Source organism: Lysobacter sp. CA199 (assembly GCF_052078715.1).
Classification (GTDB): Bacteria; Pseudomonadota; Gammaproteobacteria; order Xanthomonadales; family Xanthomonadaceae; genus Lysobacter.
Genome location: NZ_JBQJIL010000020.1, coordinates 1 through 23,673 on the forward strand (window position 1 = coordinate 1; position 23,673 = coordinate 23,673).

The following is a 23,673-nucleotide window of genomic DNA, read 5'->3' on the forward strand; positions in this document are numbered from 1 at the left end:
GTCGCGGCTTGCGCCGCTCCTACAGGGGCTACGGGTGGCGGGCTTCAGACTGTAGGAGCGGCGCGAGCCGCGACTGCGGCACCACGGCTGCGACGAAACTGGCGACGCGGGCGATGTGGCGCGGTCGCGGCTTGCGCCGCTCCTACAGGTTGAAACAAACAGGCCCGCACGTGGCGGGCCTGTTTTTTGCGATCGGGGCGCGTCGATTACATATTGCGCCGGTACTCGCCACCCACGTCGTACAAGGCATGGCTGATCTGACCGAGGCTGTGGGTCTTCACCGCTTCCATCAGACTGGCGAATACGTTCTTGCGGTCGCGCGCGGCGGCCTGGAGATTGCGCAGACCTTCGCTGGCGTAGTCGTTGCGTCCCTGCTGGTAGGACAGCACGTTGTCGATCTGCTGGCCCTTCTCTTCCGGCGTGGAGCGGATCAGCTCGATCTCGGTAACGATATCGCCGCCGTGGTCCTTGGGCAGGAAGGTGTTGACGCCGACCAGCGGCAGGCTGCCGTCGTGCTTCTTGTGTTCGTAGTAGAGGCTTTCTTCCTGGATCTTGCCGCGCTGGTACATGGTGTCCATGGCGCCGAGCACGCCGCCACGTTCGCTGATGGCTTCGAATTCCTTGTACACGGCTTCTTCGACGATGTCGGTGAGGTAGTCCACCGCGAAGCTGCCCTGCCAGGGGTTTTCGTTGAAGTTCAGGCCCAGCTCTTTGTTGATGATCATCTGGATCGCGACCGCGCGGCGCACGCTTTCTTCGGTCGGGGTGGTGATGGCTTCGTCGTAGGCGTTGGTGTGCAGGCTGTTGCAGTTGTCGAACAGCGCGTACAGGGCCTGCAAGGTGGTGCGGATGTCGTTGAACTGGATTTCCTGCGCGTGCAGCGAGCGGCCCGAGGTTTGGATGTGGTACTTCATCATCTGGCTGCGCGGGTCGGCGCCGTAGCGCTCGCGCATGGCGCGCGCCCAGATGCGGCGGGCGACGCGGCCGATCACGGTGTACTCGGGGTCCATGCCGTTGGAGAAGAAGAACGACAGGTTGGGCGCGAAGTCGTCGATCTTCATGCCGCGCGCGAGGTAGTACTCGACGATGGTGAAGCCGTTCGACAGGGTGAAGGCGAGCTGGCTGATCGGGTTCGCGCCGGCTTCGGCGATGTGGTAGCCGCTGATCGACACCGAGTAGAAGTTGCGGACGTTCTTGTCGACGAAGTATTGCTGGATGTCGCCCATCATGCGCAGGGCGAATTCGGTACTGAAAATGCAGGTGTTCTGGGCCTGGTCCTCTTTCAGGATGTCGGCCTGGACGGTGCCGCGCACGGTGGCGAGGGTCTTGTCGCGGATGCGCTGATAGGTTTCGGCATCGACGACTTGATCGCCGGTCACGCCGAGCAGGCCCAGGCCGAGGCCGTCGTTGGTTTCCGGTAGCAGGCCGCCGTACTGCGGGCGCTTGCGACCTTCGAACATCGCTTCGATCTTGTCGTGCGCGGCGTCCCAGCGGGCGCCGTCTTCGCGCAGGTACTTCTCGATCTGCTGATCGATGGCGGTGTTCATGAACATCGCCAGCAACATCGGCGCGGGGCCGTTGATGGTCATCGACACCGAGGTGGTCGGCGCGCACAGGTCGAAGCCGGAATACAGCTTCTTCATGTCGTCCAGGGACGCGATGTTGACGCCGGAGTTGCCGATCTTGCCGAAGATGTCCGGGCGCACGGCGGGGTCTTCGCCGTACAGCGTGACGCTGTCGAACGCGGTCGACAGGCGCGCCGCGGGCTGGCCGACGGACAGGTAATGGAAGCGGCGGTTGGTTCGCTCGGGCGTGCCTTCGCCGGCGAACATGCGGATCGGGTCTTCGCCGGTGCGGCGGTAGGGGTAGACGCCGCCGGTGTAGGGGTAGTAACCCGGCAGGTTTTCCTTTTGCAGGAAGGTCAGCAATTCGCCCCAGCTCTTGTAGGTGGGCGCGGCGATCTTCGGGATTTTCTGGTGACTCAGGGAGTCGCGGTAGTTTTCTACCTTGATGGCCTTGCCGCGGACTTCGTATTCGGTGACGTCGTCGGTGATGGATTTCAGACGCGCGGGCCAGTCGCGCAGGAGCTTCAGGGCTTCCGAGGCCAGGGTCTGGACGGCGTCGTTGTAGCGTTGGCGCAGGGTCAGGAGCGTGCGATCGACGGGAACGCGGACTTTAGCCCGGGCGCGTGCTTCGATGTCGCGGATTTGCTGACGGGTGCGTTCGAACATTTCCTCTGCAGAGGATGCGCCGTCATTCGCGGTGGCGTGGGTCGCAGCTTGCGCAGCTCCTACAGGGGCTTCGGGTAGCAATGCTTCGGGCGTGTAGAGGGCCAGGGCTTTCGGAAGTTCGGGGTCTTCGAGGTCGTGCAACGACTGCCAATACGACTGCGCGCGATCGGCCACCTCCGACTGGGTTTCGATCTGCCGGTTGATCGAACGCCCCTGCTCCGCGATCTCGGCGAGGTAGCGCACGCGCGCGCCGGGAATCAGAACCGTGGCGCGCGGTTCCTTGAGGTCGGTGTTGACTTCCGGCGTCCACTTCTGCGCCGGCAGCGAGAGTTTCTCGCGCAGCAGGCGGCACAGGTTGACGAACATCCAGCTGATGCCGGGGTCGTTGAACTGGCTGGCGATGGTCGGGTAGACCGGGACGTCTTCGTCCTTGGTCTGGAAGGCTACTCGGTTGCGCTTCCACTGCTTGCGCACGTCGCGCAGCGCGTCTTCGGCACCGCGCTTGTCGAACTTGTTGAGCACGACCAGTTCGGCGTAATCGAGCATGTCGATCTTTTCCAGCTGGCTCGGCGCGCCGAAGTCGCTGGTCATCACGTACATGGGGAAATCGACCAGGTCGACGATTTCCGAATCGCTCTGGCCGATACCGGCGGTTTCCACGATCACCAGGTCGTAGCCCAGGCCGCGCAGCAGCGCGATGCAGTCCTTGAGTACGGTGTTGGTCGCCGAATTCTGGCGGCGGGTGGCCATCGAGCGCATGTACACGCGCGGGCTGCGCAGCGAGTTCATGCGGATGCGGTCGCCGAGCAGCGCGCCGCCGGTGCGGCGGCGGGTCGGGTCGACCGAGATCACCGCCATGCGCATGTCGGGGAAATTGGCGAGGAAGCGGTTGAGAAGTTCGTCGGTGACCGATGACTTGCCGGCGCCGCCGGTGCCGGTGATGCCGACCACCGGGGTCTTGCCGCCGGCGAGCTGCCATTGCTTGCGCAGATGGGCGAGTTGGGATTCGTCGAGGCTGCCTTCTTCGATCGCCGAGAGCATCTTGCCGATGGTGATTTCGTCGTCGATGACCGCAGGCTTGTCGGGCGCGGTGTCGGCCTGGCGGCCGTCGCTGGCGCGGCGCACCACGTCTTCGATCATCGCCACCAGACCCATGTGCATGCCGTCGTTGGGATGGTAGATGCGCTCCACGCCGTAGGCCTGCAGCTCGCGGATTTCCTCCGGCGTGATGGTGCCGCCGCCGCCGCCGAACACGCGGATGTGGCCGGCGCCGCGCTCGCGCAGCATGTCGACCATGTACTTGAAGTATTCGACATGGCCGCCCTGATAGCTGGACAGGGCGATGCCGTCGGCGTCTTCCTGCAGCGCGGCGCGGACCACGTCCTCGACCGAGCGGTTGTGGCCGAGGTGGACGACTTCGGCGCCCTGGCCCTGGATCAGGCGCCGCATGATGTTGATCGCGGCGTCGTGGCCGTCGAACAGGCTGGCGGCGGTGACGAAGCGCAACGGGGTGGCGTCGGGCTGGGGGGCGGGAATGTGGGCGGCGGTCGTGCTCATGGCTGTCTCGATACGCAGGTCGGGCTGTGCGTATTGTAGCTCTGTGAGCCAGGCCCGGTTTGACGGCTGGGCGTGCGGGGGCGTAGGGACGGCGTCCATTAAGGCGGCCGAGGCCCGGCGTCAATGGGGCGGAGGGCGGGTCGCAGGGTGGGAATTGCAGGTCAGGTCGCAGCTGCGGAAGGCTCTGGGGCCGCCGGTCGCGGCCGCGGGAACCGACTGTAGGAGCGGCGCAAGCCGCGACCGCGACAACTCACCTACGGCGCAGGTTTCGGCGCAAGCGGACACAGCGCGGTCGCGGCTTGCGCCGCTCCTACAAGCAGCGCGAGCGGCGACTGCTGCAAAGCGGCTAAGACGCGGGCTGTGGCACTCAACGAAACAACCCCGCTCCCGCGGCTTTCATCCAGCGCGCCTTCAGCAATCCTGCGCGCCTGTGAATGCGCGTCGCGTCGACGTCAACACGTACTCAAGAGCGGCGTTGCCATGGATACCGGCGGGTGGCCGCCGGGTCCGAGGAGAACGGTCATGGTAATGCGTCCTTTGGTGTTGGCGGCGGTATTGGGTGTGGCGACGGCGGCGGGCGTGCATGCGCCCGCGGCGCAGGCGCGCACGTATGTGGGCGTGGATGTGCGGGTGGCGCCGCCGCCGCGTTACGAGCGGATGCGGGTGCGACCGGGGTATGTGTGGACGCCGGGATATTGGCGCTGGAACGGGCGCCGGCATTACTGGGTCGCCGGGACGTACGTACTCGCGCGTCCGGGCTATGTGTATGTGGCGCCGCGCTGGCATGCGTACGGGCCGGCGTGGCGGTTGCGCGATGGGTATTGGCAACGGCGTTGAGGTTGCAGCGCGATACGGCCTGGGCGATATCGCGCACGGTGAGTTCAGCGCGCCCGATCTGTTCCTCTCCCGTACGCGGGAGGGGAAGGAGCAATACGGGACTCGTGCCGGCGTAGGCAGACAAACCACGACGGATCGTTATAGCCTCGGCAGCGAGCGCAGATCGATTGGACCGATCGCGCACCGGACAAGGAACCCGTCCCATGCCAGATCCTCGCTTCACCCAGGAAACGCTCTACGGCCCCGGCGGCGCGCCGCTGGCCAGCGATATCGATCAGGACCGTATCAACGATTGTTATCTGCTTGCCCCGATGAGCGCGCTGGCGACACAGCAGCCGCAGCGGTTGCAGGATGCGATCCGCTACGACGCCAACACGCAGTCCTTCGAGGTTACGCTCTACAAGGAAGGCGCCAAGGGCATGGAGCCGGTAAATATCCAGGTCGATCAGGCCGACCTGGAAGACAACCTCACCCGGCGCGGCGGCAGCGCGGTCGACAACCAGCCCGGCACGAATGGTCCGATCTGGCCGGCAGTGATGGAGACGGCGTATGCTGAGCTGCAGGACATGGGCAGCCGCGATGCCAATTACGCCGCGATCGACATGGGCCATCCCAGCAAGGCAATGGCGGCGCTCACCGGTCAGCCGGGCGAAAGCCTGGGCCAATCCGATGTGGCCGCACTAGGCGCCGACGCCACCTACGAGCGCTTGCGCACTGCCCTCGACGAAAAGCGTCCGGTGACGCTAGGTACTTTCGCCGAGGATATCCGGCATCCCGACGACGGCTTGGTCGATCGCCACATGTACGTCATCGAGGGCGTGCAACGCGGCGGCGCGGACGGCAAGGACGTAGTGCTGGACCTGCGCAACCCGCTCGCGGAAAACTCCGCGCTGGAAGGCCGCGACAATGCCGACGCCACCACCACGGTGACCCTGGATGTGTTGGACAAATCCGCCACGCTGGGAGTGATCCATATCGGCCCGACGCCGCTGCCGCCGCAATCCCCGAAACCCGAGACGCCTGCCGGCGATGCCAGGCCGGAATCGCGTACGGGCGACCGACACCTCGATGCCTTGCTCGACAGTCTCGGCGATCCGGCCCGATTCAAGCAGGCGATGGGCCAGTTGTACGATTCGCCCGATGGCCAGGCGATGCGTCAGCAGGGCCGCGAACTGTCGCAGGAGTCCGCGCAACGCGAGGCGCCGGCACTCGAGCAGACCGCGGCGCAGCAGCAGGCGCCGACGATGGATGCGCCGGTGCGCTCGCTCAGTCGATGAACTCCGTCTCACCGATGAGACCATCTTGATGCCGCTCTCCTGCTCGACCCGCACGATATTGACCTCCGCGCTGCTGGCTTGCTCATTGCTCGCCTGCGCCGCCACACCACGCGGCGATCGCGTTTCACATACAGAGGATGCTTTCTTGATCGATCAGATTCCCACTGTGCCGCTGCCGCAAGTGCAAGCGCTGTCCCCGGACGATCTGGCACCGCAGCAAGCGCGCTTGCGCGAGGGGGCACGACGTTTGCTCGATGGCCGCTTCACGATCGCATCGCAGCGCCTGTTCGTGTTGGACGAAACCGGCGCCGACTGGGTGTCCGTGCAGAACTTCGTCGGCGGCCATATCGAAAAACAATGGCAGGGCCAATGGCTGGATGCGCCGGCCAGCAATGAAGACGTGCACGCGAGGGTCTGGCGCAGCGGCCAGCCTTCCGGTTATGTCGCCTTGATCCGTCTGGACGATCGCTCTGGCAGTCGTCGCTTGGTCTTCGGTTATTTTGCGCTGACCAAGACGGTGGGCGCACCGGAAGATCGGCCGAATCCGAAGGCGGCGTTGTTCGGGCAGGCGCCTTCCGGCAACTGAGGCCCGGCGCCATCGGCCGGTAGCGGCCCTGCATCGCGCCTGCGAACACGGGCGTTTTCGAGCGGGCGCAATGCGACGAGGCTTGCCGCGTTCTGGCGCAGGACGCGCCGACCCTCCGCGAGGTGCGACGCGTCTCGATAGTGGACGCGTCGCACCGCTGCCTGTGTCGCTGTCCTTGCGACCTTACCGCTCCGGTGACTGATTGTTCCTCGCGAACATGATCATTTGTTGACAGCCCGGGCCATCGCCCTGCGTCGGTCGGCATTGCCCGCTTCCGAGCGGTGAATGTCGAAGCTCGCGGTGGTGCTGGCCTGGCCGAGGATGCGCGCGAGGGTCGCGGCCAAGGTCGCGCGGTCGTCGTCGAAGCCGCCGTGGGTGGTCGCCGATGCCGCATCGGGAGAGCCTTCGGGCAAGCCCGCGGTCGGCGATTGAATCCAATCGATACGGCCGCTGTCGATCAGTTCGCGCAGCTCGGCGGTGGCCTGCGCGGCGTTCTTGTCGAGGAATCGCGCCATGCCCAGCAACGGCGTGCCGTTGCGATATTTCTTGTTGATCCACGTGCGCGGCTGATGTTCGAGCGCATGCGCGACCAAGTACAGCAGCGATTTGTGGTAGATCCCGGCGCAGTGGTCGTCGCATTCGGCCTTGTCGGTCAGAGTGAACAGCGACATGCGCTTGATCGCGCCGCTGCGCAGCGCCGGTGCGTAGGTGTCGAGGAACAGATCGACGGTGATCGCCGGCGCCCACAGGGTCAGGCTTTCGATGCGGCGTCCCAGCCCCTGCATGCCGACCGCGGGTCCGCTGGGCACGATGCCGTCGGTGGTCAGCAATTGCACCAGCGGCGCCAGCAGGATCGAGCCCGCGCTGTGGCCGGTGAGGTGCAATTCGACCTTGGGATCGCGCGCGATCCACTCGTCGAGCAGCCGCGCCACCAACGCCGCGCCGCCGGCTTCCTGCACCGCTCCGCCGGCCAGCGGCGTGCGCGCGGTGGTCGCGAGCATGCCGTTCTCTTTCATTTCGTCCCACAGCAGCTTGCCGCCCGCGGTGCGCGCCAGCGGTTCCAGGGTGTCGTCGAGGCGATCGAGCAGCAGATCCTTGGCCTTGTCGATCAGGCCTTCGCTGCGCGGCTTGGCGACATCGCGCAGGATGTTGCCCAGGGTGGTCCAGGCGTCGGTCTTCCAGATGAAGGCCAGCGGATAGATCTGTTTGGCCAGCAAGGTCTGGCGGTAATCGGCCACGCGCTGGATCGCGCCCTGCTCCGGCACCAGTCCGCCGTGGGCGTAAAGCAGCACGCGTTTTTTCTGCCAGTCGCCGGTGATGCGCGGCAAGTCCTTGCGGATCAGATTGCGCACATCGTCGGCACTGGTGCCGAAGCGGCCGTCGTCGCGCAGGCGGCCGTTGTTGCCCAGGCTGACGATGTGCGGACGCAGATCGGCCTGCGAGTAACCGGTGGACTGGCTTGCCAAGCTGGAATGGCTGACCGCGCTGGACTGCGCGTTGTGCAGGCGCACCGGCACCGCCAGCCGCGCGACCCAGACGTCGGTGCCGCGTTCGAGCCACTCGTCGTAGCTGATGTAGCCGTAACCGCGCAGCCCCCAGGTCGGGCCCCAGGAGTTCTGGATCCAGAAGCCGCCCTCGTCGTAACCGACGATGGCGAAGGCGTGATAACCGGCGATTTCCTGGCGTTTCCAGGCGATCCGGCCGCGCCTGGGAGCATCCCAGCCGTCGTGCACCGCGCTGGAGGCGAACAGCACGCCGACCTCGGCGAAGGCCGCGTGCATGGCCACCAGGTCTTTGTGATTGACCCGGAAATACGCGCCGAGCGGGCGCTGCGCGGCATCGCGCGCGCGTTGCTCGGTGTAGGTTTCCATCTGCTCGCCGGCCTTGTACGGCCAGATTTTGTCCGAGCACACACCGTGGTGATGCCAACCCTTCATGGCGCCGCGGCAACTGGAACCGGAATAACGTTCGCCGCGCCACTCGTCGTAGCGGCGAGCCATGTCGTAGAACATGCGGGTGCTGACCGGCGCGAGTCTGGCGCGCAAGTTGCGCCGGCGCAGCAAGGCGTGCGCGACCGCGGCCAGGCCGAACGCGGTGCAGGCGCCTTCGTCGCCCTGATCGAGCACCGGCAGGCGCAGCTTGAGATGTTCGCTCAAGGGTTTGTGCGCGGGCACGTCGACCAGGGTCGGTTCGAACATGCGGTCGCGGAAGTCGGCGGTGTCCGGGCGCGCATCGAGCAGGCGCGAACGCAGTTTGTGCTCGGTGGAACTTGGGCTGGCGCGCTTGCTCGCGGGTTTACGCGCTGCGGCGGCTTTCCTTGCGGTGGCCATGGGTCGGCGTCCTGTTTAAGCGATGGCGGTGCGATCCGCATCCGGGCAAACGCCGTGGCGCGGCAGCTCCGGACAGATCCAATCCACTATTATCGTGTTATCGCCTCACAGGATCAGCGACGCCAAAAGCGTTTTCAGGCACAAGCCGGCGCAGTCTGGAAACCCGCGGCATCCGCTCGACGTTGGGCCGCGTGCGCTTTGGATCGTGGCAAACGACACCCCCGGCAAACCCCGCGCCGGCCGCGACGACCGTGCGGAGGGCATACCTAGCCGTATTGCCCGATTGCTTTAGACTAGCGCCCCTGCGCCGGCCGCCATTCCGCCGCCGCACAGGCGAATTCATTTTATTTCAACGACTTAACCCACAGCCAGGCGCGACGCGTAAGCGCAATCTTCCGCGCACTCCCGCCCGGTTCGGAGCACCCGATGATTTTCGAAACCCTCGACACCTTCGGCCATGAGCAGGTCGTGTTCTGCCATAACAAGGACGCCGGCCTGAAGGCCATCATCGCGATTCACAACACCGTGCTCGGCCCGGCCCTGGGTGGCCTGCGCATGTGGCCGTACAAGACCGAGCAGGACGCGCTCAACGATGTGCTCCGTCTGAGCCGCGGCATGACCTACAAGAACGCGGTCGCCGGCCTGAACATCGGCGGCGGCAAGGCGGTCATCATCGGCGATCCGGCCGCCGACAAGTCCGAAGCGCTGTTCCGCGCGTTCGGCAAGTTCGTCGATTCGCTGGGCGGCCGCTACATCACCGCCGAGGACGTCGGCATCGACGTCAACGACATGGAATACGTCTACCGCGAGACCGAGTACGTCACCGGCGTGCACCAGGTCCACGGCGGTTCGGGCGATCCCTCGCCGTTCACCGCCTACGGCACCTTGCAGGGCCTGATGGCCACGCTGAACAAGCGCTTCGGCGACGAGGAAGTCGGCAAGTACAGCTACGCCGTGCAGGGCCTGGGCCATGTCGGCATGGAATTCGTGAAGCTGCTCAAGGAGCGCGGCGCGAAGATCTTCGTCACCGACATCAACAAGGGCCTGGTCGACAAGGCCGTGTCCGAGTACGGCGCCGAAGCCGTGGGCCTGGACGAGATCTACGACGTCAACGCCGACGTGTACTCGCCGTGCGCGCTGGGCGGCACCGTCAACGAGCAGACCTTGCCGCGTCTGAAGGCCAAGATCATCTGCGGCGCGGCCAACAACCAGCTGGCCAACAACGCCATCGGCGATGAAGTGGCCAAGCGCGGCATCCTGTACGCGCCGGACTATGCGGTGAACGCGGGCGGCGTGATGAACGTGGCGCTGGAACTCGACGGCTACAACCGCGAGCGCGCCATGCGCATGATGCGCACGATCTACCACAACCTCGGCCGTATCTTCGAGATCGCCGAGCGCGACAGCATCCCGACCTACACCGCCGCCGACCGTCTGGCCGAAGAGCGCATCAACGCGATCGGCAAGTTGAAGCTCCCCCTCGGCCGTTCCAATCCGAGCTTCCGCGGACGCATCCGCAGCGGACATTAAGCACACTTCGACGGGGCCATCGGCCCCGTCGTCGTATCCGGCGTAGGGTTTTCGCCGCCATCGCGCGTTGATGCAGTGCGCGCGGCCGGTCCGGCGATCGCCCGAAAGTGCGATTCCCTTCTTAATGCTGTGCACACGTATAGGACTTCCGACATGCGTAAACACACACTCGCCGCCGTAGTCGCCTGCGCCCTCGCCTTCGCCGCGCAGGCCGGCGAACCGGCCAAGCCCGCCGCCGCGCACCCCGCTCACGACGCGCTGGACTACGAACACCAAGAACAATGGCAGGCCGCGCACGACAAGTCGCAGTCGCCGATCGACATCGTCACCGCCAGCGCGCTGCCGGCCGCCGACAACGAGCCGCGCGCGCTGGAGTTCCAGCACACCCGCGGCGCGGTCGACAAGGTCGAGGACAACGGCCATGCGGTGCAGGTCGACGCGCACGCCACGCAAGCGGTCATCCGCGGCCGCCATTTCACCCTGGCCCAGTTCCATTTCCACGCCCAGAGCGAACACACCCTGGACGGCAAGCATTTCCCGCTGGAGGGCCACTTCGTGTTCAAGGCCCAGGACGGGCGCCTGGCGGTGGTCGGCGTGATGTATGAACAGGGCAAGGCCAACGCAGTGGCGCAAGAGGTGCTCAACGACCTCAAGCCGCGCAAGAACAAGGGCAAGCCGGTCCAGCAGGAAATCGACATCGAAGGCCTGCTGCCGCGCGCGCGCGGCTACTACCATTACCTGGGCTCGCTCACGACCCCGCCTTTGACGGAAAATGTCGAGTGGTACGTGCTGCCGGCGCCGGTGACGATGTCCAAGAAGCAGATCGATGGATTCTTGAGCCACTACCGCCGCAACAACCGCAACCTCCAACCGCTCAATGGGCGGCCGCTGATTCGTTACGAGGGCTGATATGCGCAGTTTTCCCCTGGGTGAAGAGATCGACGCGCTGCGCGATGCCGTGCGCCGTTTCGCCGACGCCGAGATCGCTCCGCGCGCGGAGCAGATCGACCACGACAACGCGTTTCCGCAAGACCTGTGGCTCAAATTGGGCGAGATGGGTCTGCTCGGCATGACCGTGCCGGGCGAATACGGCGGCAGCGACATGGGCTATCTGGCCCATCTGGTGGCGATGGAGGAAGTCTCGCGCGCCTCCGGTTCGGTCGGTCTTTCCTACGGCGCCCATTCCAACCTGTGCGTGTCCAACCTGTACGCCAACGCCAACGAAGAGCAGCGCCGCAAGTACCTGCCCAAGCTGTGCACCGGCGAATGGAAGGGCGCGCTTGCGATGAGCGAACCGGGCGCCGGTTCCGACGTGGTCGGCTCGATGAGCTGCCGCGCCGAGTTGCGCGACGGCGTGTGGGTGGCCAACGGCAACAAGATGTGGATCACCAACGGCCCGGAAGCCGATGTGCTGATCGTGTACATGCGCACCGCGGGCAAGGATGCGGGCAGCAAGTGCATGACTGCGTTCATCGTCGAGAAGGGGATGAAGGGCTTTTCGACCGCGCAGAAACTCGACAAATTGGGCATGCGGGGGTCCAACACCTGCGAGTTGGTGTTCGATAACTGCCAGATCCCGGCAGAGAATGTGCTCGGCCAGGTGCACCACGGCGTCAAGGTGCTGATGAGCGGCCTCAACACCGAGCGCCTGGTGTTGACCGGCGGGCCCTTGGGCCTGATGCAGTCGGCGCTGGACATCTCCCTGCCCTACGTGCGCGAGCGCAAGCAGTTCGACGTAGCCATCGGCACCTTCAGCCTGATGCAAGGCAAGATCGCCGACATGTACACCGCGCTGCAGTCCAGCCGCGCGTTCGCCTATCAGGTCGGCCGCGATTTCGACGCCGGCCACAAGAGCCGGATCGATTCGGCCTCATGCCTGCTGCACGCTTCCGATGCGGCGGTGCAAGTGGCGCTGGAAGCGATCCAGACCCTCGGCGGCAACGGCTACATCAACGAGTATCCGACCGGCCGGATCCTGCGCGACGCCAAGCTGTACGCGATCGGCGCGGGCACCAACGAGATCCGCCGCATGCTGATCGGGCGGGAGTTGTTCGACGGCAAGAGCTGATCGGCGCGTCGTCGCTTCAAAACCAAACGCCGCCACGGCAACGTGGCGGCGTTTTAGTTTTTACTGCCGCCCGCACCGCTCAGAACGAGAACGCCCAACTGGCGAACGCGCGCGGATACTGCCGACCGAACTCGTAGCGGTTGTCCATATCCAGGCTCAGCACCCCGCCCCGCGCGAAGCGCGCGTTGAGTCCGAGCCCGAACACACCGGCTTCGCGCGCGAACGGCTCGCTGAGGATCGGCGACCACACCTCCAGACCGGTGAAACGCGCGTCGATGAAGCGGCCCGACTGGGCCACGGTGCGTTGCCATTCGGCGCGCCCGCTCAAGCCGAGCAAGGTCGAGCCCAGGCGCCATTCGCGCTCCAGGCGCAGACCGGCCAGCAGTTGCGTCGCGCCGAGGCTGGAATCGTCAGCGCTCAGGCCGAATCCGGCGGCGCCGAGCTCCTCGAACCCGTTGCGATCCAGCCGCAGACTCTGCGCACCGACATACGGCGTCAGCAGGCCGTCGCGCAGTTCGAACCGATGGCCCGCCTGCACGCCGAGGGTGAGATAACGGTTGGCGTAACTGGACCCGGTGCCGAACTGCGCCGCGCCGAGCAACACCTCGCGCTGCAGATGACGATCCATGTTGCCGAACGCCGCGCGTCCCATCAGGTAACTGCCGGCGCGATCCCACGATGCGTAGAACTGGCCCTCGATCTGACGATTGCGCTCGCGGTCGCTGCGCTGCGAGTTGTAGGCATAGCCGTCGGTCTGACTCAGCGCCGCACCGACGTTGAGCGCGCCGAAACGCTGGTCGTGGCCGATGATCCAACCGCTGGCATCCAGATCGAAGCGGCCCGCGCCGACGCGCCGCGCGTCGATGCGATCCGACCAGGCGCCGCTGCGGCGATCCAGATATTGCGCATCCAGGCGCGACTCCAGCGCGCGCCGATTGCCTTCGATCGACATCATCGCGAAGGCCGCGTCGGCGCTGTGCAGTTCGCCCGACAGACTGGCCAGCGAGCGCTGGGCCGCCGCCGGCGTCGCCGACTGCTGCAGCGCGCCGGCCGCGGCGCTGAACGCGCCCTGCGCGCCGGCGCCGCCGCGGACCACCGCGCCCGCGTCCAATCCGCGCAACGCGCCGTCCACGCGCGCGGCCGAGGCGGTTTCCGAGGCCTGCATGCCCAGCGATTGCGCGGTGGCGGTGATGCTCAACGAGGAAATGTCGAGCCAGGCTTGGGTCGTGCTGTAACCGAGCGTTGCCATCAGAAACACGCCCGGCGCGGTCGACAGACTGCCGAACTGTCCGTTGAGGCTGCCAGCGTTGAGGAACACTTCGCGATTGGAGCGCACATAACCCGGCAGCTGACCGAGCACCCGCGCATCGCCGGCCAGACTGGCGGTACCGCCGACCTCGAGCCTGGAGCCGATCAGGAACTGCAGTTGCCCCGAGGCCCCCTGGACGTAATTGCCGTCGATGCGCAGACCGGCGCCATCCAGGCGCAACGCGCCCTGATTGTCGGCCTGGTTGCCGATGCGCGCGCCGTTGCCGCCGGCGAAGGTCGCGCCGCTGCGCACCAACACCGGCGACGCCAGGCTGCCGCCGTCGTTCAGGCGCAACGTGCCGCCGACGACATCGGTCGCACCGGTGTAGGTGTTCGCGCTCGATGCATCCAGGCGCAAGGTGCCGCCGCCCTCCTTGATCACCCCGCCGGCGCCGCTGATCGGATTGGCCCAGGTCGAGTTGCCCTCGAAACTCACCCGCGCATTGCCCCAATCCAGCCGGCGCGGGCCGCGCACCGCGGCACCGACGTCGAGCAGGCCTTGACCGAACACCGGATCCACCCCAGGCGCGCCCAGGTCCCTGGCGTTGCCGAGCAAGGTCTGCCGGACCATGTCGTTATCGAAATACGGGAACGCCTGCCACACCAACGCCGCCGCGCCGGAAATCTGCGGCGCGGCGAACGAAGTGCCGCGCACCACCCAGTAACTCGGGTTGCCGACCGCGTCGTTGACGCCGGTGGCCTGCACGTCGCCGGGCGCGACCAGGCAGTAGTTCATGGCGATGCCGCAGGCGTTGGAGTAACTCGCCAATTGGGTCGGGGTGTTGGTGTCCAGCGCGGCGGCGGCGATCCAGCCGCGCTCGAGCACGTTCGCGCCCGCGCCCTGGCTGGGCAACGAAGCGTTGTCGGACGGCTGCGGCTTGGATTCGTTGCCGGTCGCGAACACCACCAGACCGCCGTTGTCGATAAAGGGTTTGTAGGCGGCGATGAAACTCTGGGTGACGTTGTCGCCGGTCCAGTACAGACCGCCCCAGGAGTTGTTCATGATCCGCACGCCGGCGTTCATCAGATCGCGGCTGACGATGTCCAGGCCGCCGTTGTCGCGCACCTCGTTGCCCATGCCCGAACCGTCATCGGACGGGCGCGTGTCGGCGAGGATCCGCGCCGACACGATGCTGGCGCCCGGCGCGATGCCGCCGGGCCAGGCGCCGACCGGCGTGCCGGCGATGATCTGCGAGACATAGGTGCCGTGGCCGAGCACGTCGTCGACGCGATGATTGTTGGTGCGCGGATCGGTGTAGATCAAATGCGGCCCGACCCGGCCGTTGAGCGCGGGGTGATCGCGGCGCACGCCGCTGTCGACCACGCCGATGCGCACGCCCGCGCCGGTGAATCCCGCTGCTTGCGCCGAGCGCGCGTTGGTCATGTCCAGATGCGCGCCGATCGGCGGCGTCGGCGTGGACGGCGGCGGCGGCGGATTGTTGGTCGGCGGCGGCGTGGGTTTGACGTTGTCGCCGCCGCCTCCACCGCCGCAGGCACTGAGGATGGCCACACTGAGCGCACAGGCCGCCCACTGCGAACCGCGACGCACTGCCGAGTCGAAACGTTTCATGGCTTATCCCTCTGCGTCCGGCGTTGTTTCCGCTCCCCAGCGGATCGATCGCGCCCTGGCTTCCGTTTTAATCCAAAGTCTTGCGGACCCACAATCGATTCGTGGATTTATTACGCAGATTTGGACGATTACGGATTCAACGGCGTGCGCGGCGACACAAACGGTCTCGCGGCCGAGGATCCTGCCTGACACGCGAGCGGCCATCGCCACGCAGCAAAGGATTATGTAATCGATTACACGGGCTCCACCGAATTTCGGATATTCAGCCGCGCGCCGGCTACCTGTCCCACGGAACGCCCGATTCGTTCATTTTTCGTTAGCCAGCAACCATCCCCAGGCGGATGTTTGCGGCACCGCAGCATGGCGCCGCATAATCGATGGGTTCCGGCCCCAGCCGCGCTGGCCGTCGGCCCCTCCCTACACCGCCACAGTTTCGGAGTTCCGCAATGAACGATGTCGTCATCGTCGGTGCCAAGCGCACCGCCATCGGTTCCTTCCTCGGCCAGTTCACCGGCGTCCCGACCCCGACCCTGGGCAGCGCGGCGATCACCGGCGCGCTCGAGCAGGCCGGCGTGGCCGCCGACCAGATCGACGAAGTGATCATGGGCTGCGTGCTACCGGCCGGTCTGGGCCAGGCCCCGGCGCGCCAGGCCGCGCTCGGCGCCAACCTGCCGGCCGCGGCCGGCTGCACCACCATCAACAAGGTCTGCGGTTCGGGCATGAAGGCGATCATGCTGGGCCACGATCTGATCAAGGCCGGTTCGGCCAAGCTGGTCGTCGCCGGCGGCATGGAGTCGATGACCAACGCTCCGCACGTGCTCAACAACTCGCGCACCGGCATCCGCTACGGCAGCGCCGAGATGCTCGATCACATGGCATGGGATGGCCTGACCAACCCCTACGACGGCAAGGCCATGGGCGTGTTCGGCGACGCCACCTGCGCGCAATACGGCTTCGATCGCGCTGCAATCGACGCGTATTCCGAAGAAAGCGTCAAGCGCGCCCAGGCCGCGCAAAACGCCGGCCATTTCAAGGCCGAGATCGTTCCGGTGACGGTCAAGGGCCGCAAGGGCGACGTGGTCGTCGACGCCGACGAAGAGCCCGGCAAGATCGATGTGACCAAGATTCCCACCCTGCGTCCGGCCTTCGGCAAGGACGGCGTGCTGACCGCCGCGGCGTCCTCGAAGATCTCCGACGGCGCCGCCGCCACGGTGCTGATGTCGGCCGAGGAAGCCGCCGCGCGCGGGCTCAAGCCGCTGGCGCGCATCGTCGCCCACGCCGGCCACGCCCAGGCCCCGGAATGGTTCACCACCGCGCCGGTGAAAGCGATTTCAAACGTGCTCGAAAAGGCCGGCTGGACGGTGGCCGACGTCGACCTGTTCGAGGTCAACGAGGCCTTTTCGGTGGTCGCGATGGCGCCGATGAAGGATCTCGGCATCCCCCACGACAAGATCAACGTGCACGGCGGCGCGGTCGCTCTGGGCCACCCGATCGGCGCCAGCGGGGCCCGCCTGGTGGTCACCCTGATCAATGCCTTGCGCGTTCGCGGCGGCAAGCGCGGCGTCGCCTCGCTGTGCATCGGCGGTGGCGAGGCGACCGCTATTGCGATCGAATTAGTGTAAATAGTTAAAAACGCGTTGCACAAAAAAAACCGGCATGCCGCTTGACACACGTCACCGGCTTGTCATCATGTTATCGGCGCGCAACTGCGCGTTGCCTAACTAATCGACGAGGACACCGAATCATGAATTTCAACAAGGCGCTGATCGCCCTGGCTCTGGGCCTGGCCCTGGCCGCTTGCTCGAACCAGAAGCAGGCCGAAGAAGCTTCCGCTGACGCCGCCGCTGCTTCGACCGAAGCTCAGGCCGCTGCCGACACCGCCGCTGCCGCTGGCGACGCCGCCACCGCCGACGCCGCTGCTGCTTCGGCTGACGCCGCTGCTACCGCTGCCGACGCTGCTGCTACCTCGGCCGACGCCGCTGCCGCTGCCACGACCCCGGCCGCTGCCGACGCTGCTGCTGACGCCGCCAAGGGCGCTGCTGACGCCGCCGGCGCTGCTGCCGACGCCGCCAAGGACGCTGCCGCTCCGGCGGAAGCTGCCAAGGAAGAAGCGAAGAAGTAATATCGCGCAAGCGATACTGCTAGTTCCGACGCGAAAACCTCGCGTCGAACGGGAAAGCCGCCGGTTATCCGGCGGCTTTTTCCGTAAGGTCAGTGAACGATCGAAGCCGGCTTGCCGGACCGCTGCGAGCACTGGCGTTGCCTGACAGATCCACCACACGTTCTTTCTCAGACAACTCCTCAGGAGACAGCTCATGAAGACCCATCTCTACGTCCTGCTCGCCGCCGCCGTTCTGGCACTGTCGGCTTGCGCCCAGAAGACCGAAGAAGCCAAGGACGCCGCTGCCGAAGCTTCGGCCGCCGCCGAACAGGCCGGTGCCGACGCCGCCAAGGCCGCTGATTCGGCCGGCGCCGCCGTCGCCGAAGGCGCCGACGCCGCCGCCGCTGCCGCGACCGACGCAGCCGCTTCGGCCGGTGCCGCCGCCGACAGCGCCGCCACTGCTGTGGGCAACGCTGCCGATTCGGCCGCCGCCGGTGCCGCCGACGCTGCCGCCAAGGCCGCCAACGCGACCGCCGACGCTGCGCAGAACGTCGCCGACAAGGCCGACGCCGCTGCCGCCGAAGCCAAGAAGGAAGAAGCCAAGCACTAATCGGCTTGCGCTTGCGTTCACTGAAAAACCCGCGAAAGCGGGTTTTTCTTTAGGTACCGATCGCCCGCGAAAGCGGGTTTTTCTTTAAGTACCGATGGCCCGAGAAAGCGGATTTTTGTTTTGCAGAGGCCCGCCTGCGAACGCCGGTTTTTCTTTTGAGACACAGGCGCCCGCGAATGCGGGCTTTTATTTTGGATATCCCCGCCCACGCCAGGCTTTCCTTCTGCACAGATCCCAGCGCGAAGCAGGTTTCCTGCGCAACGCGACCTTTGCCGGTCACGATCTGCGCATATCGCACGTGACTCAGCGAACCGCTCCCTCTCCCGCTTGCGGGAGAGGGTTGGGGTGAGGGGCCGACAGCAACTGGCGCTGCCCTCACCCTGCCTCTCTCCCGCAAGCGAAAGAGGGAATCAAGCCGCTTCCCTTTACGCTTTTTGTGCGCATACGCCAGCGTCCGTACGCCTTGCGCCGGCAAAAGTGATTGGCCGCCAGCAACGCTTTATGCTTTGATGCCGCGTCCAAGCATCCGGCCGATCCGCAATGCCCGCGATCACTTCCCAGCTCGACCCGCGTTCGCAAGATTTCCGCGACAACGTCGCCTACCACCAGGCCCTGGTCGAAGAACTCGATGCGCGCCTGGCGCGCGCGGCGCATGGCGGCGGCGACAAGGCCCGGGCCAAGCACACCGAACGCGGCAAGCTGCTCGCGCGCGATCGCATCGCCGCCCTGCTCGATCCGGGCTCGCCGTTCCTGGAAATCGCCCCGCTCGCCGCCGAAGGCATGTACGACGACGCCGCGCCGGGCGCGGGCATGGTCGCCGGCATCGGCCGGGTGCAGGGCCAGGAAGTGGTGATCGTCGCCAACGACGCCACCGTCAAGGGCGGCACCTACTTCCCGATGACGGTCAAAAAGCATTTGCGCGCGCAGGAGATCGCGCGCGAGAACCACCTGCCCTGCATCTACCTGGTCGACTCCGGCGGCGCGTTCCTGCCGCTGCAGGACGAGGTCTTCCCGGACCGCGAACACTTCGGCCGGATCTTCTACAACCAGGCCCGGCTGAGCGCGGAGAACATCCCGCAGATCGCCGTGGTGATGGGCAGTTGCACCGCCGGCGGCGCCTACGTGCCGGCGATGTGCGACGAATCGATCATCGTCAAGGAACAAGGCACGATCTTCCTCGGCGGCCCGCCGCTGGTGAAGGCCGCGACCGGCGAAGTCGTCGACGCGGAAGCCCTCGGCGGCGCCGAAGTGCACACCACCGTGTCCGGCGTGGCCGATCATTTCGCCGAAGACGACCGCCACGCGCTGCAGATCGCGCGCGAGATAGTGAGCAACCTCAACCGCCGCAAGGTCCTGCCGGTCGCCGTGCAGCCCTCGCGCGAGCCGCTGTACGCGGCCAACGAGCTGTACGGCATCGTGCCCAAGGACACCCGCCGCCCGTTCGATATCCGCGAAGTCATCGCGCGCATCGTCGACGGCAGCGACCTGCAGGAATTCAAGGCGCGCTACGCCAAGACTTTGATCACCGGCTTCGCCCACGTCCACGGTTATCCAGTCGGCATCGTCGCCAACAACGGCATCCTGTTCGCCGAGAGCGCGCTCAAGGGCGCGCACTTCATCGAACTGTGCAACCAGCGCGGCATTCCGCTGGTGTTCCTGCAGAACATCACCGGCTTCATGGTCGGCAAGAAATACGAGAACGCCGGTATCGCCAAGGACGGAGCCAAGATGGTCACCGCGGTGGCCTGCTCGCACGTGCCCAAGTTCACCGTGGTGATCGGCGGCAGCTTCGGCGCCGGCAACTACGCCATGTGCGGCCGTGCTTACGGCGCGCGCTTCCTGTGGATGTGGCCGAACGCGCGGATCAGCGTGATGGGCGGCGAACAAGCCGCCTCGGTGCTGGCCACCGTGCGCCGCGACGGCATCGAAGCCGCCGGCAAGGTGTGGACGCCGGAGGAAGAAGAAGCCTTCAAGTCGCCGATCCGCGATCAGTACGAAAGCCAGGGCAACCCCTACTACGCCAGCGCGCGGTTGTGGGACGACGGCATCATCGACCCGGCCGACACCCGCCGCGTGCTCGGCCTGGCGCTGTCGGCCAGCCTCAATGCGCCGATCGAGGATCGCACCCGCTTCGGCGTGTTCCGCATGTAAGCTTGGTTCAACCGCAACGGACTGTAGTTCTCGGCATGATCGTCGGCATCGACCTCGGCACCACCCATTCGCTGATCGGCGTCTACGGCGCCGACGGTCCGCGCTTGATCCGCAACGCACTGGGCGAGTTGCTGACGCCCTCGGTGGTCAGCGTCGACGACGAGGATCGGATCATCGTCGGCCGCGCCGCGCGCGAGCGGCTGGTCTCGCATCCGCAGCGCAGCGTCGCCGCGTTCAAGCGCTGGATGGGCAGCGACCGCGTCACCGCGCTCGGCTCACACCGCTTCCGCCCGGAAGAATTGTCGGCGCTGATCCTCAAGTCGCTGATCGCCGACGCGCAGGCCGACCTCGGGAGCGCGATCACCGAGGCCGTCATCAGCGTCCCGGCCTATTTCTCCGACGGCCAGCGCAAAGCCACGCGCATCGCGGGCGAACTGGCCGGGATCAAGGTCGAGCGCCTGATCAACGAACCCACCGCCGCGGCGCTGGCCTACGGCCTGCAGCAGCGCGACGGCGGCGGCCGCTACCTGGTGTTCGACCTGGGCGGCGGCACCTTCGACGTTTCGATCCTGGAACTGTTCGAAGGCGTGATGGAAGTGCACGCCAGCGCCGGCGACAACTTCCTCGGCGGCGAGGATTTCTCCGCCGCGCTGCTCGATGCGTTCCTGCGCGAGCACTCGCTGGCGGCGAGCGATTTGTCGCTGAGCGAACTGGCGACCCTGGAACGACGCATCGGGGCGTTCAAGCACGACCTCGCGCGCGGCGGCGATGTCGCCTTGGAACTGCCGCTGGCCGGACAACAACGCGCCTGGCGCATGGACGAAGCCGGCTTCGCGCGCATCTGCGAACCGTTGGTGCAGCGCCTGCGCGCGCCGCTGGAACGCGCCATGCGCGACGCCAAGCTCAGCCCCGGCCAACTCGACGAAATCGTCCTGGTCGGCGGCGCCTCGCGCATGCCGCTGTGCGCGCGACTGGTCTCGCGCATGTTCGGGCGTCTGGCGCTGCGCCACGTCAATCCCGACGAGGCCATCGGCCTGGGTGCCTGCGTCGCCGCCGGGATGAAGGCGCGCGATCAGTCGCTGGAGGAAATCATCCTCACCGACGTCTGCCCGCACACGCTGGGCGTCAACACCAGCCGCGAATCGCAGAGCGGCTACACCAGCGGCGTGTTCTCGCCGATCATCCACCGCAACAGCACCGTGCCGGTGAGCCGGGTCGAGCGCTATTACCCGACCCAGGACCAGCAGCGCGCGGTCGAGATCGAGATCTACCAGGGCGAGAGCCCGCGGGTGGAGAACAACGTGCGCCTGGGCACGGTCTCGATCGATCTGCCGGCCAAGCGCCGCGATGAAAACCCGATCGACGTGCGTTTCACCTACGACATCAACGGCCTGCTGCAGGTCGAAGTGTTGGCGCTGGCGACCGGCCTCAAGCGCGAAGTGGTGCTGGAAAAGAGCCCCGGCGCGATGAGCCCGGAGCAGATCCGCGAACGCTTGGCGGCATTGTCGGCGATCAAGGTGCACCCGCGCGAGCAACAGGAGAACATCGTCCTGGTCGCGCGTGCCGAGCGCCTGTACGAGGAACTGCTGTGGGCGCGCGAGGATCTGCAAGGCGCGCTGGTGCGCTTCCGCGGCGTGCTCGATCTGCAGGACCGCGACCTGATCGCCGAGCACCGCGGCGAGTTCGCGCGCCTCCTGGATGCGATCGAAGCCCAGGCCTACTCATGAGCCCGTTCGCGCGGCTGGGCCTGTCCGAGGACGCGGACGAGGCGCAGATCAAGCGCGCCTACGCGCGCGAACTCAAGCGCACGCGTCCGGACGAGGATCCGGTGGGATTCCAGGCGCTCAACGAGGCGTATCGACATTGCCTGTCGTTTGCGGCGTTTCATCGGCAACAGGCGGACCAGGCGCAGGCCGAGGCCGAGGCCGAGGCCGAGGCCGATGCTATCGGCCGGACGGATGCGCTCACGCCGGCCGATGCTGATGCAGACTCGAGCAACCCGGCCGTCGATGTCGCCAATGCCCTACCCGGCCCCGTCGAACCATCCGCGGATCACGAATCGGCCCCGCCCGACTGTATTCGCGACGAATCGCTTCAGCGCCAATCCGACGATGCTCAAGCGGAAAACGCCGAACAGGACGTCGACGACTATTCCGTCCGCTTCGACCTGCGCGCTTTCCTGGACGAACTGGCGCAGCGCGCCGAAAATCAACCGCCCGCCGAACTCGGCCGCTGGTTGCGCGGTCTGGAACCGCTGTACTCGCTGGACCTGACCCAGGCCTTGCGCGGCCCGGTCGCGCAGATGCTCAACCGGATCGATCCGCCGCTATCGCCGCAGGCGTTGGCAGTGGTGTTGGATGTTTTTTCCTTGGATGTGGTGAGCCCACATGACGGCTGGGCGCAAGAGCACGTGCACGAAGCGCACGTTCGCGCCGAATCGGCGCGTCAGTTCGAACAGACCGTGCAAGTACTGCAATCGCCGCGGACCAAGCCGGTGGACCGGATGCTGCTGCGCGAGTTGATGGAACCTTTGCATGTACTGCGTCGATGCTTCATCGCGCTCACCGTGCTGCTACCGTCGCGACTGATCTCCATTCTCGACGCGCTCGAGCGCATCGACCAGCGTAGCGCCGCCTCGCGCCTGGACGAGCGAGCTGTCGCGTTCTGGCGCGATGCGACCTCGCCACGGCGCTTGAGCCTGATGCGCATCTCGATCGCGGCGACGCGGACGTTGCTCTACTACTTCCTGATAACCGGCGTACTGAGCGCGTTGGCGCGCGAAACCATCACCGAGCCACTGGTAAATCTGGCCACCGTGTTCGGGCTGTGGCTGGGATGGGCAGCGGCGCAGGCCGGCAGTCTGCGCTGGATGCCCAAGCTCTCGCCAGACACCTATCGCCGCGTGGCGCTCGGACTGATCGCGCTGGTCGGTATCGTATGGCTGGCCCAGACGCATCCTGTCTGGGCCGGTGTTGCGGCGTTCGTAATCGGAATGATCCTGACAACCCAACGAGATGGGCGGCCCGAAGGCGCGGCGCAATACTGCTTTCTCGCCGGAGCGCCCTCGCTGGCTACGCTGGCTTACTCCTGGCTAGGCTCGTGGACGCAATCGGCCTCGATGGCGATCGTCGTGATCGGCTTGATCTTCTTGCACGATCTGCTTTATGCGCGGATCAAGGGGCTCTCGCTGGCGCATGCGCGCAAGCGGGCCGGCTGGCTCTGGTATGTCACGGGAGCGCTGGCGGCGGCGGGGCTTTATGGGCTCCTCAGAATCACCGAGTAACGCCTCACCCCATTCATCGTCCTGAAAAACTTCTGAATTATTTTTGCCATCAAGGAAGCGGCGCGCTCGGATGAATGCGCGCCGGACCGTGGCATTTCCCAATCGCGCCGCTGCCTGCGAAAACTGAACTGGAGTCGCTTTTTTCCGTAACTCGGATTGGTGAGATGCATCACAGTGGGCGCTTCGTATCAGCGTGTTAGGCTCCAAAGTTCACGCGTGTCATCACCTGATCCC

15 protein-coding genes are annotated in these 23,673 nt (G+C 66.2%); 12 read left to right on the top strand and 3 right to left on the bottom strand.

Annotated elements, in window-relative coordinates:
• Positions 1-206: 206 nt before the first annotated feature.
• On the bottom strand, positions 207-3,788 hold the full coding sequence (locus ACTOWJ_RS28085) for a methylmalonyl-CoA mutase family protein (protein WP_441337939.1): 3,582 nt from the start codon (positions 3,786-3,788) through the stop codon (positions 207-209).
• Between the two features lie 522 nt (positions 3,789-4,310).
• On the opposite strand from ACTOWJ_RS28085, the gene ACTOWJ_RS28090 reads away from it, so the two are divergent.
• From ACTOWJ_RS28090 to ACTOWJ_RS28100, 3 genes are all read left to right on the top strand, one after another.
• Complete coding sequence (locus ACTOWJ_RS28090; RefSeq protein ID WP_441337940.1) at positions 4,311-4,625, top strand: YXWGXW repeat-containing protein; 315 nt, start codon at positions 4,311-4,313, stop codon at positions 4,623-4,625.
• Positions 4,626-4,828: 203 nt separating this feature from the next.
• Positions 4,829-5,902 carry a C2 family cysteine protease gene (locus ACTOWJ_RS28095; protein ID WP_441337941.1) on the top strand — a complete coding sequence of 358 codons (1,074 nt, stop codon included), beginning with the start codon at positions 4,829-4,831 and terminating at the stop codon, positions 5,900-5,902.
• A gap of 145 nt (positions 5,903-6,047) precedes the next feature.
• Positions 6,048-6,488, top strand: coding sequence for a hypothetical protein (locus ACTOWJ_RS28100; RefSeq protein ID WP_441337942.1), 441 nt, complete (start codon positions 6,048-6,050; stop codon positions 6,486-6,488).
• A gap of 221 nt (positions 6,489-6,709) precedes the next feature.
• On the opposite strand, the gene ACTOWJ_RS28105 is transcribed toward ACTOWJ_RS28100, so the two are convergent.
• Positions 6,710-8,818: a C1 family peptidase gene (locus ACTOWJ_RS28105; RefSeq protein ID WP_441337943.1), complete on the bottom strand. Its 2,109-nt coding sequence runs from the start codon at positions 8,816-8,818 to the stop codon at positions 6,710-6,712.
• 426 nt (positions 8,819-9,244) lie between these two features.
• Between ACTOWJ_RS28105 and ACTOWJ_RS28110 the strand changes: the two genes are divergently transcribed.
• The 3 genes from ACTOWJ_RS28110 (at position 9,245) to ACTOWJ_RS28120 (ending at position 12,416) form a co-directional block, all read left to right on the top strand.
• On the top strand, positions 9,245-10,348 hold the full coding sequence (locus ACTOWJ_RS28110) for a Glu/Leu/Phe/Val dehydrogenase dimerization domain-containing protein (RefSeq protein ID WP_441337944.1): 1,104 nt from the start codon (positions 9,245-9,247) through the stop codon (positions 10,346-10,348).
• A 153-nt stretch (positions 10,349-10,501) separates the two neighbouring features.
• On the top strand, positions 10,502-11,257 hold the full coding sequence (locus ACTOWJ_RS28115; RefSeq protein ID WP_441337945.1) for a carbonic anhydrase: 756 nt from the start codon (positions 10,502-10,504) through the stop codon (positions 11,255-11,257).
• A gap of 1 nt (position 11,258) precedes the next feature.
• Positions 11,259-12,416 (top strand): isovaleryl-CoA dehydrogenase, encoded by a 1,158-nt coding sequence (locus ACTOWJ_RS28120; protein ID WP_441337946.1) that lies wholly within the window; start codon positions 11,259-11,261, stop codon positions 12,414-12,416.
• Between the two features lie 79 nt (positions 12,417-12,495).
• On the opposite strand, the gene ACTOWJ_RS28125 is transcribed toward ACTOWJ_RS28120, so the two are convergent.
• Positions 12,496-15,294, bottom strand: coding sequence for a S8 family serine peptidase (locus tag ACTOWJ_RS28125; RefSeq protein ID WP_441337947.1), 2,799 nt, complete (start codon positions 15,292-15,294; stop codon positions 12,496-12,498).
• Between the two features lie 446 nt (positions 15,295-15,740).
• On the opposite strand from ACTOWJ_RS28125, the gene ACTOWJ_RS28130 reads away from it, so the two are divergent.
• The 6 genes from ACTOWJ_RS28130 to ACTOWJ_RS28155 all read left to right on the top strand — a co-directional run bounded on the left by ACTOWJ_RS28130 (position 15,741) and on the right by ACTOWJ_RS28155 (position 23,439).
• Positions 15,741-16,916: a thiolase family protein gene (locus ACTOWJ_RS28130; protein ID WP_441337948.1), complete on the top strand. Its 1,176-nt coding sequence runs from the start codon at positions 15,741-15,743 to the stop codon at positions 16,914-16,916.
• A gap of 122 nt (positions 16,917-17,038) precedes the next feature.
• Positions 17,039-17,416, top strand: a complete 378-nt coding sequence (locus ACTOWJ_RS28135) for a hypothetical protein (protein WP_441337949.1) — start codon at positions 17,039-17,041, stop codon at positions 17,414-17,416.
• Between the two features lie 193 nt (positions 17,417-17,609).
• On the top strand, positions 17,610-18,005 hold the full coding sequence (locus tag ACTOWJ_RS28140) for a hypothetical protein (protein ID WP_441337950.1): 396 nt from the start codon (positions 17,610-17,612) through the stop codon (positions 18,003-18,005).
• 540 nt (positions 18,006-18,545) lie between these two features.
• Positions 18,546-20,156, top strand: a complete 1,611-nt coding sequence (locus tag ACTOWJ_RS28145) for a carboxyl transferase domain-containing protein (RefSeq protein WP_441337951.1) — start codon at positions 18,546-18,548, stop codon at positions 20,154-20,156.
• Positions 20,157-20,191: 35 nt separating this feature from the next.
• Entirely contained in the window at positions 20,192-21,883 is a 1,692-nt protein-coding gene (locus ACTOWJ_RS28150) for an Hsp70 family protein (protein ID WP_441337952.1), read from the top strand.
• Positions 21,880-23,439, top strand: a complete 1,560-nt coding sequence (locus ACTOWJ_RS28155; protein ID WP_441337953.1) for a hypothetical protein — start codon at positions 21,880-21,882, stop codon at positions 23,437-23,439. Before ACTOWJ_RS28150 ends, ACTOWJ_RS28155 begins: the two co-directional genes overlap by 4 nt.
• Positions 23,440-23,673 lie beyond the last annotated feature (234 nt).

Excerpts from the sequence above, each read along its gene's own strand:
- ACTOWJ_RS28085 (WP_441337939.1), bottom strand. The coding sequence starts at position 3,788 with ATGAGCACGACCGCCGCCCACATTCCCGCCCCCCAGCCCGACGCCACC.
- ACTOWJ_RS28090 (WP_441337940.1), top strand. The coding sequence starts at position 4,311 with ATGGTAATGCGTCCTTTGGTGTTGGCGGCGGTATTGGGTGTGGCGACG.
- ACTOWJ_RS28095 (WP_441337941.1), top strand. The coding sequence starts at position 4,829 with ATGCCAGATCCTCGCTTCACCCAGGAAACGCTCTACGGCCCCGGCGGC.
- ACTOWJ_RS28105 (WP_441337943.1), bottom strand. The coding sequence starts at position 8,818 with ATGGCCACCGCAAGGAAAGCCGCCGCAGCGCGTAAACCCGCGAGCAAG.
- ACTOWJ_RS28110 (WP_441337944.1), top strand. The coding sequence starts at position 9,245 with ATGATTTTCGAAACCCTCGACACCTTCGGCCATGAGCAGGTCGTGTTC.
- ACTOWJ_RS28115 (WP_441337945.1), top strand. The coding sequence starts at position 10,502 with ATGCGTAAACACACACTCGCCGCCGTAGTCGCCTGCGCCCTCGCCTTC.
- ACTOWJ_RS28120 (WP_441337946.1), top strand. The coding sequence starts at position 11,259 with ATGCGCAGTTTTCCCCTGGGTGAAGAGATCGACGCGCTGCGCGATGCC.
- ACTOWJ_RS28125 (WP_441337947.1), bottom strand. The coding sequence starts at position 15,294 with ATGAAACGTTTCGACTCGGCAGTGCGTCGCGGTTCGCAGTGGGCGGCC.
- ACTOWJ_RS28130 (WP_441337948.1), top strand. The coding sequence starts at position 15,741 with ATGAACGATGTCGTCATCGTCGGTGCCAAGCGCACCGCCATCGGTTCC.
- ACTOWJ_RS28135 (WP_441337949.1), top strand. The coding sequence starts at position 17,039 with ATGAATTTCAACAAGGCGCTGATCGCCCTGGCTCTGGGCCTGGCCCTG.
- ACTOWJ_RS28140 (WP_441337950.1), top strand. The coding sequence starts at position 17,610 with ATGAAGACCCATCTCTACGTCCTGCTCGCCGCCGCCGTTCTGGCACTG.
- ACTOWJ_RS28145 (WP_441337951.1), top strand. The coding sequence starts at position 18,546 with ATGCCCGCGATCACTTCCCAGCTCGACCCGCGTTCGCAAGATTTCCGC.
- ACTOWJ_RS28150 (WP_441337952.1), top strand. The coding sequence starts at position 20,192 with ATGATCGTCGGCATCGACCTCGGCACCACCCATTCGCTGATCGGCGTC.
- ACTOWJ_RS28155 (WP_441337953.1), top strand. The coding sequence starts at position 21,880 with ATGAGCCCGTTCGCGCGGCTGGGCCTGTCCGAGGACGCGGACGAGGCG.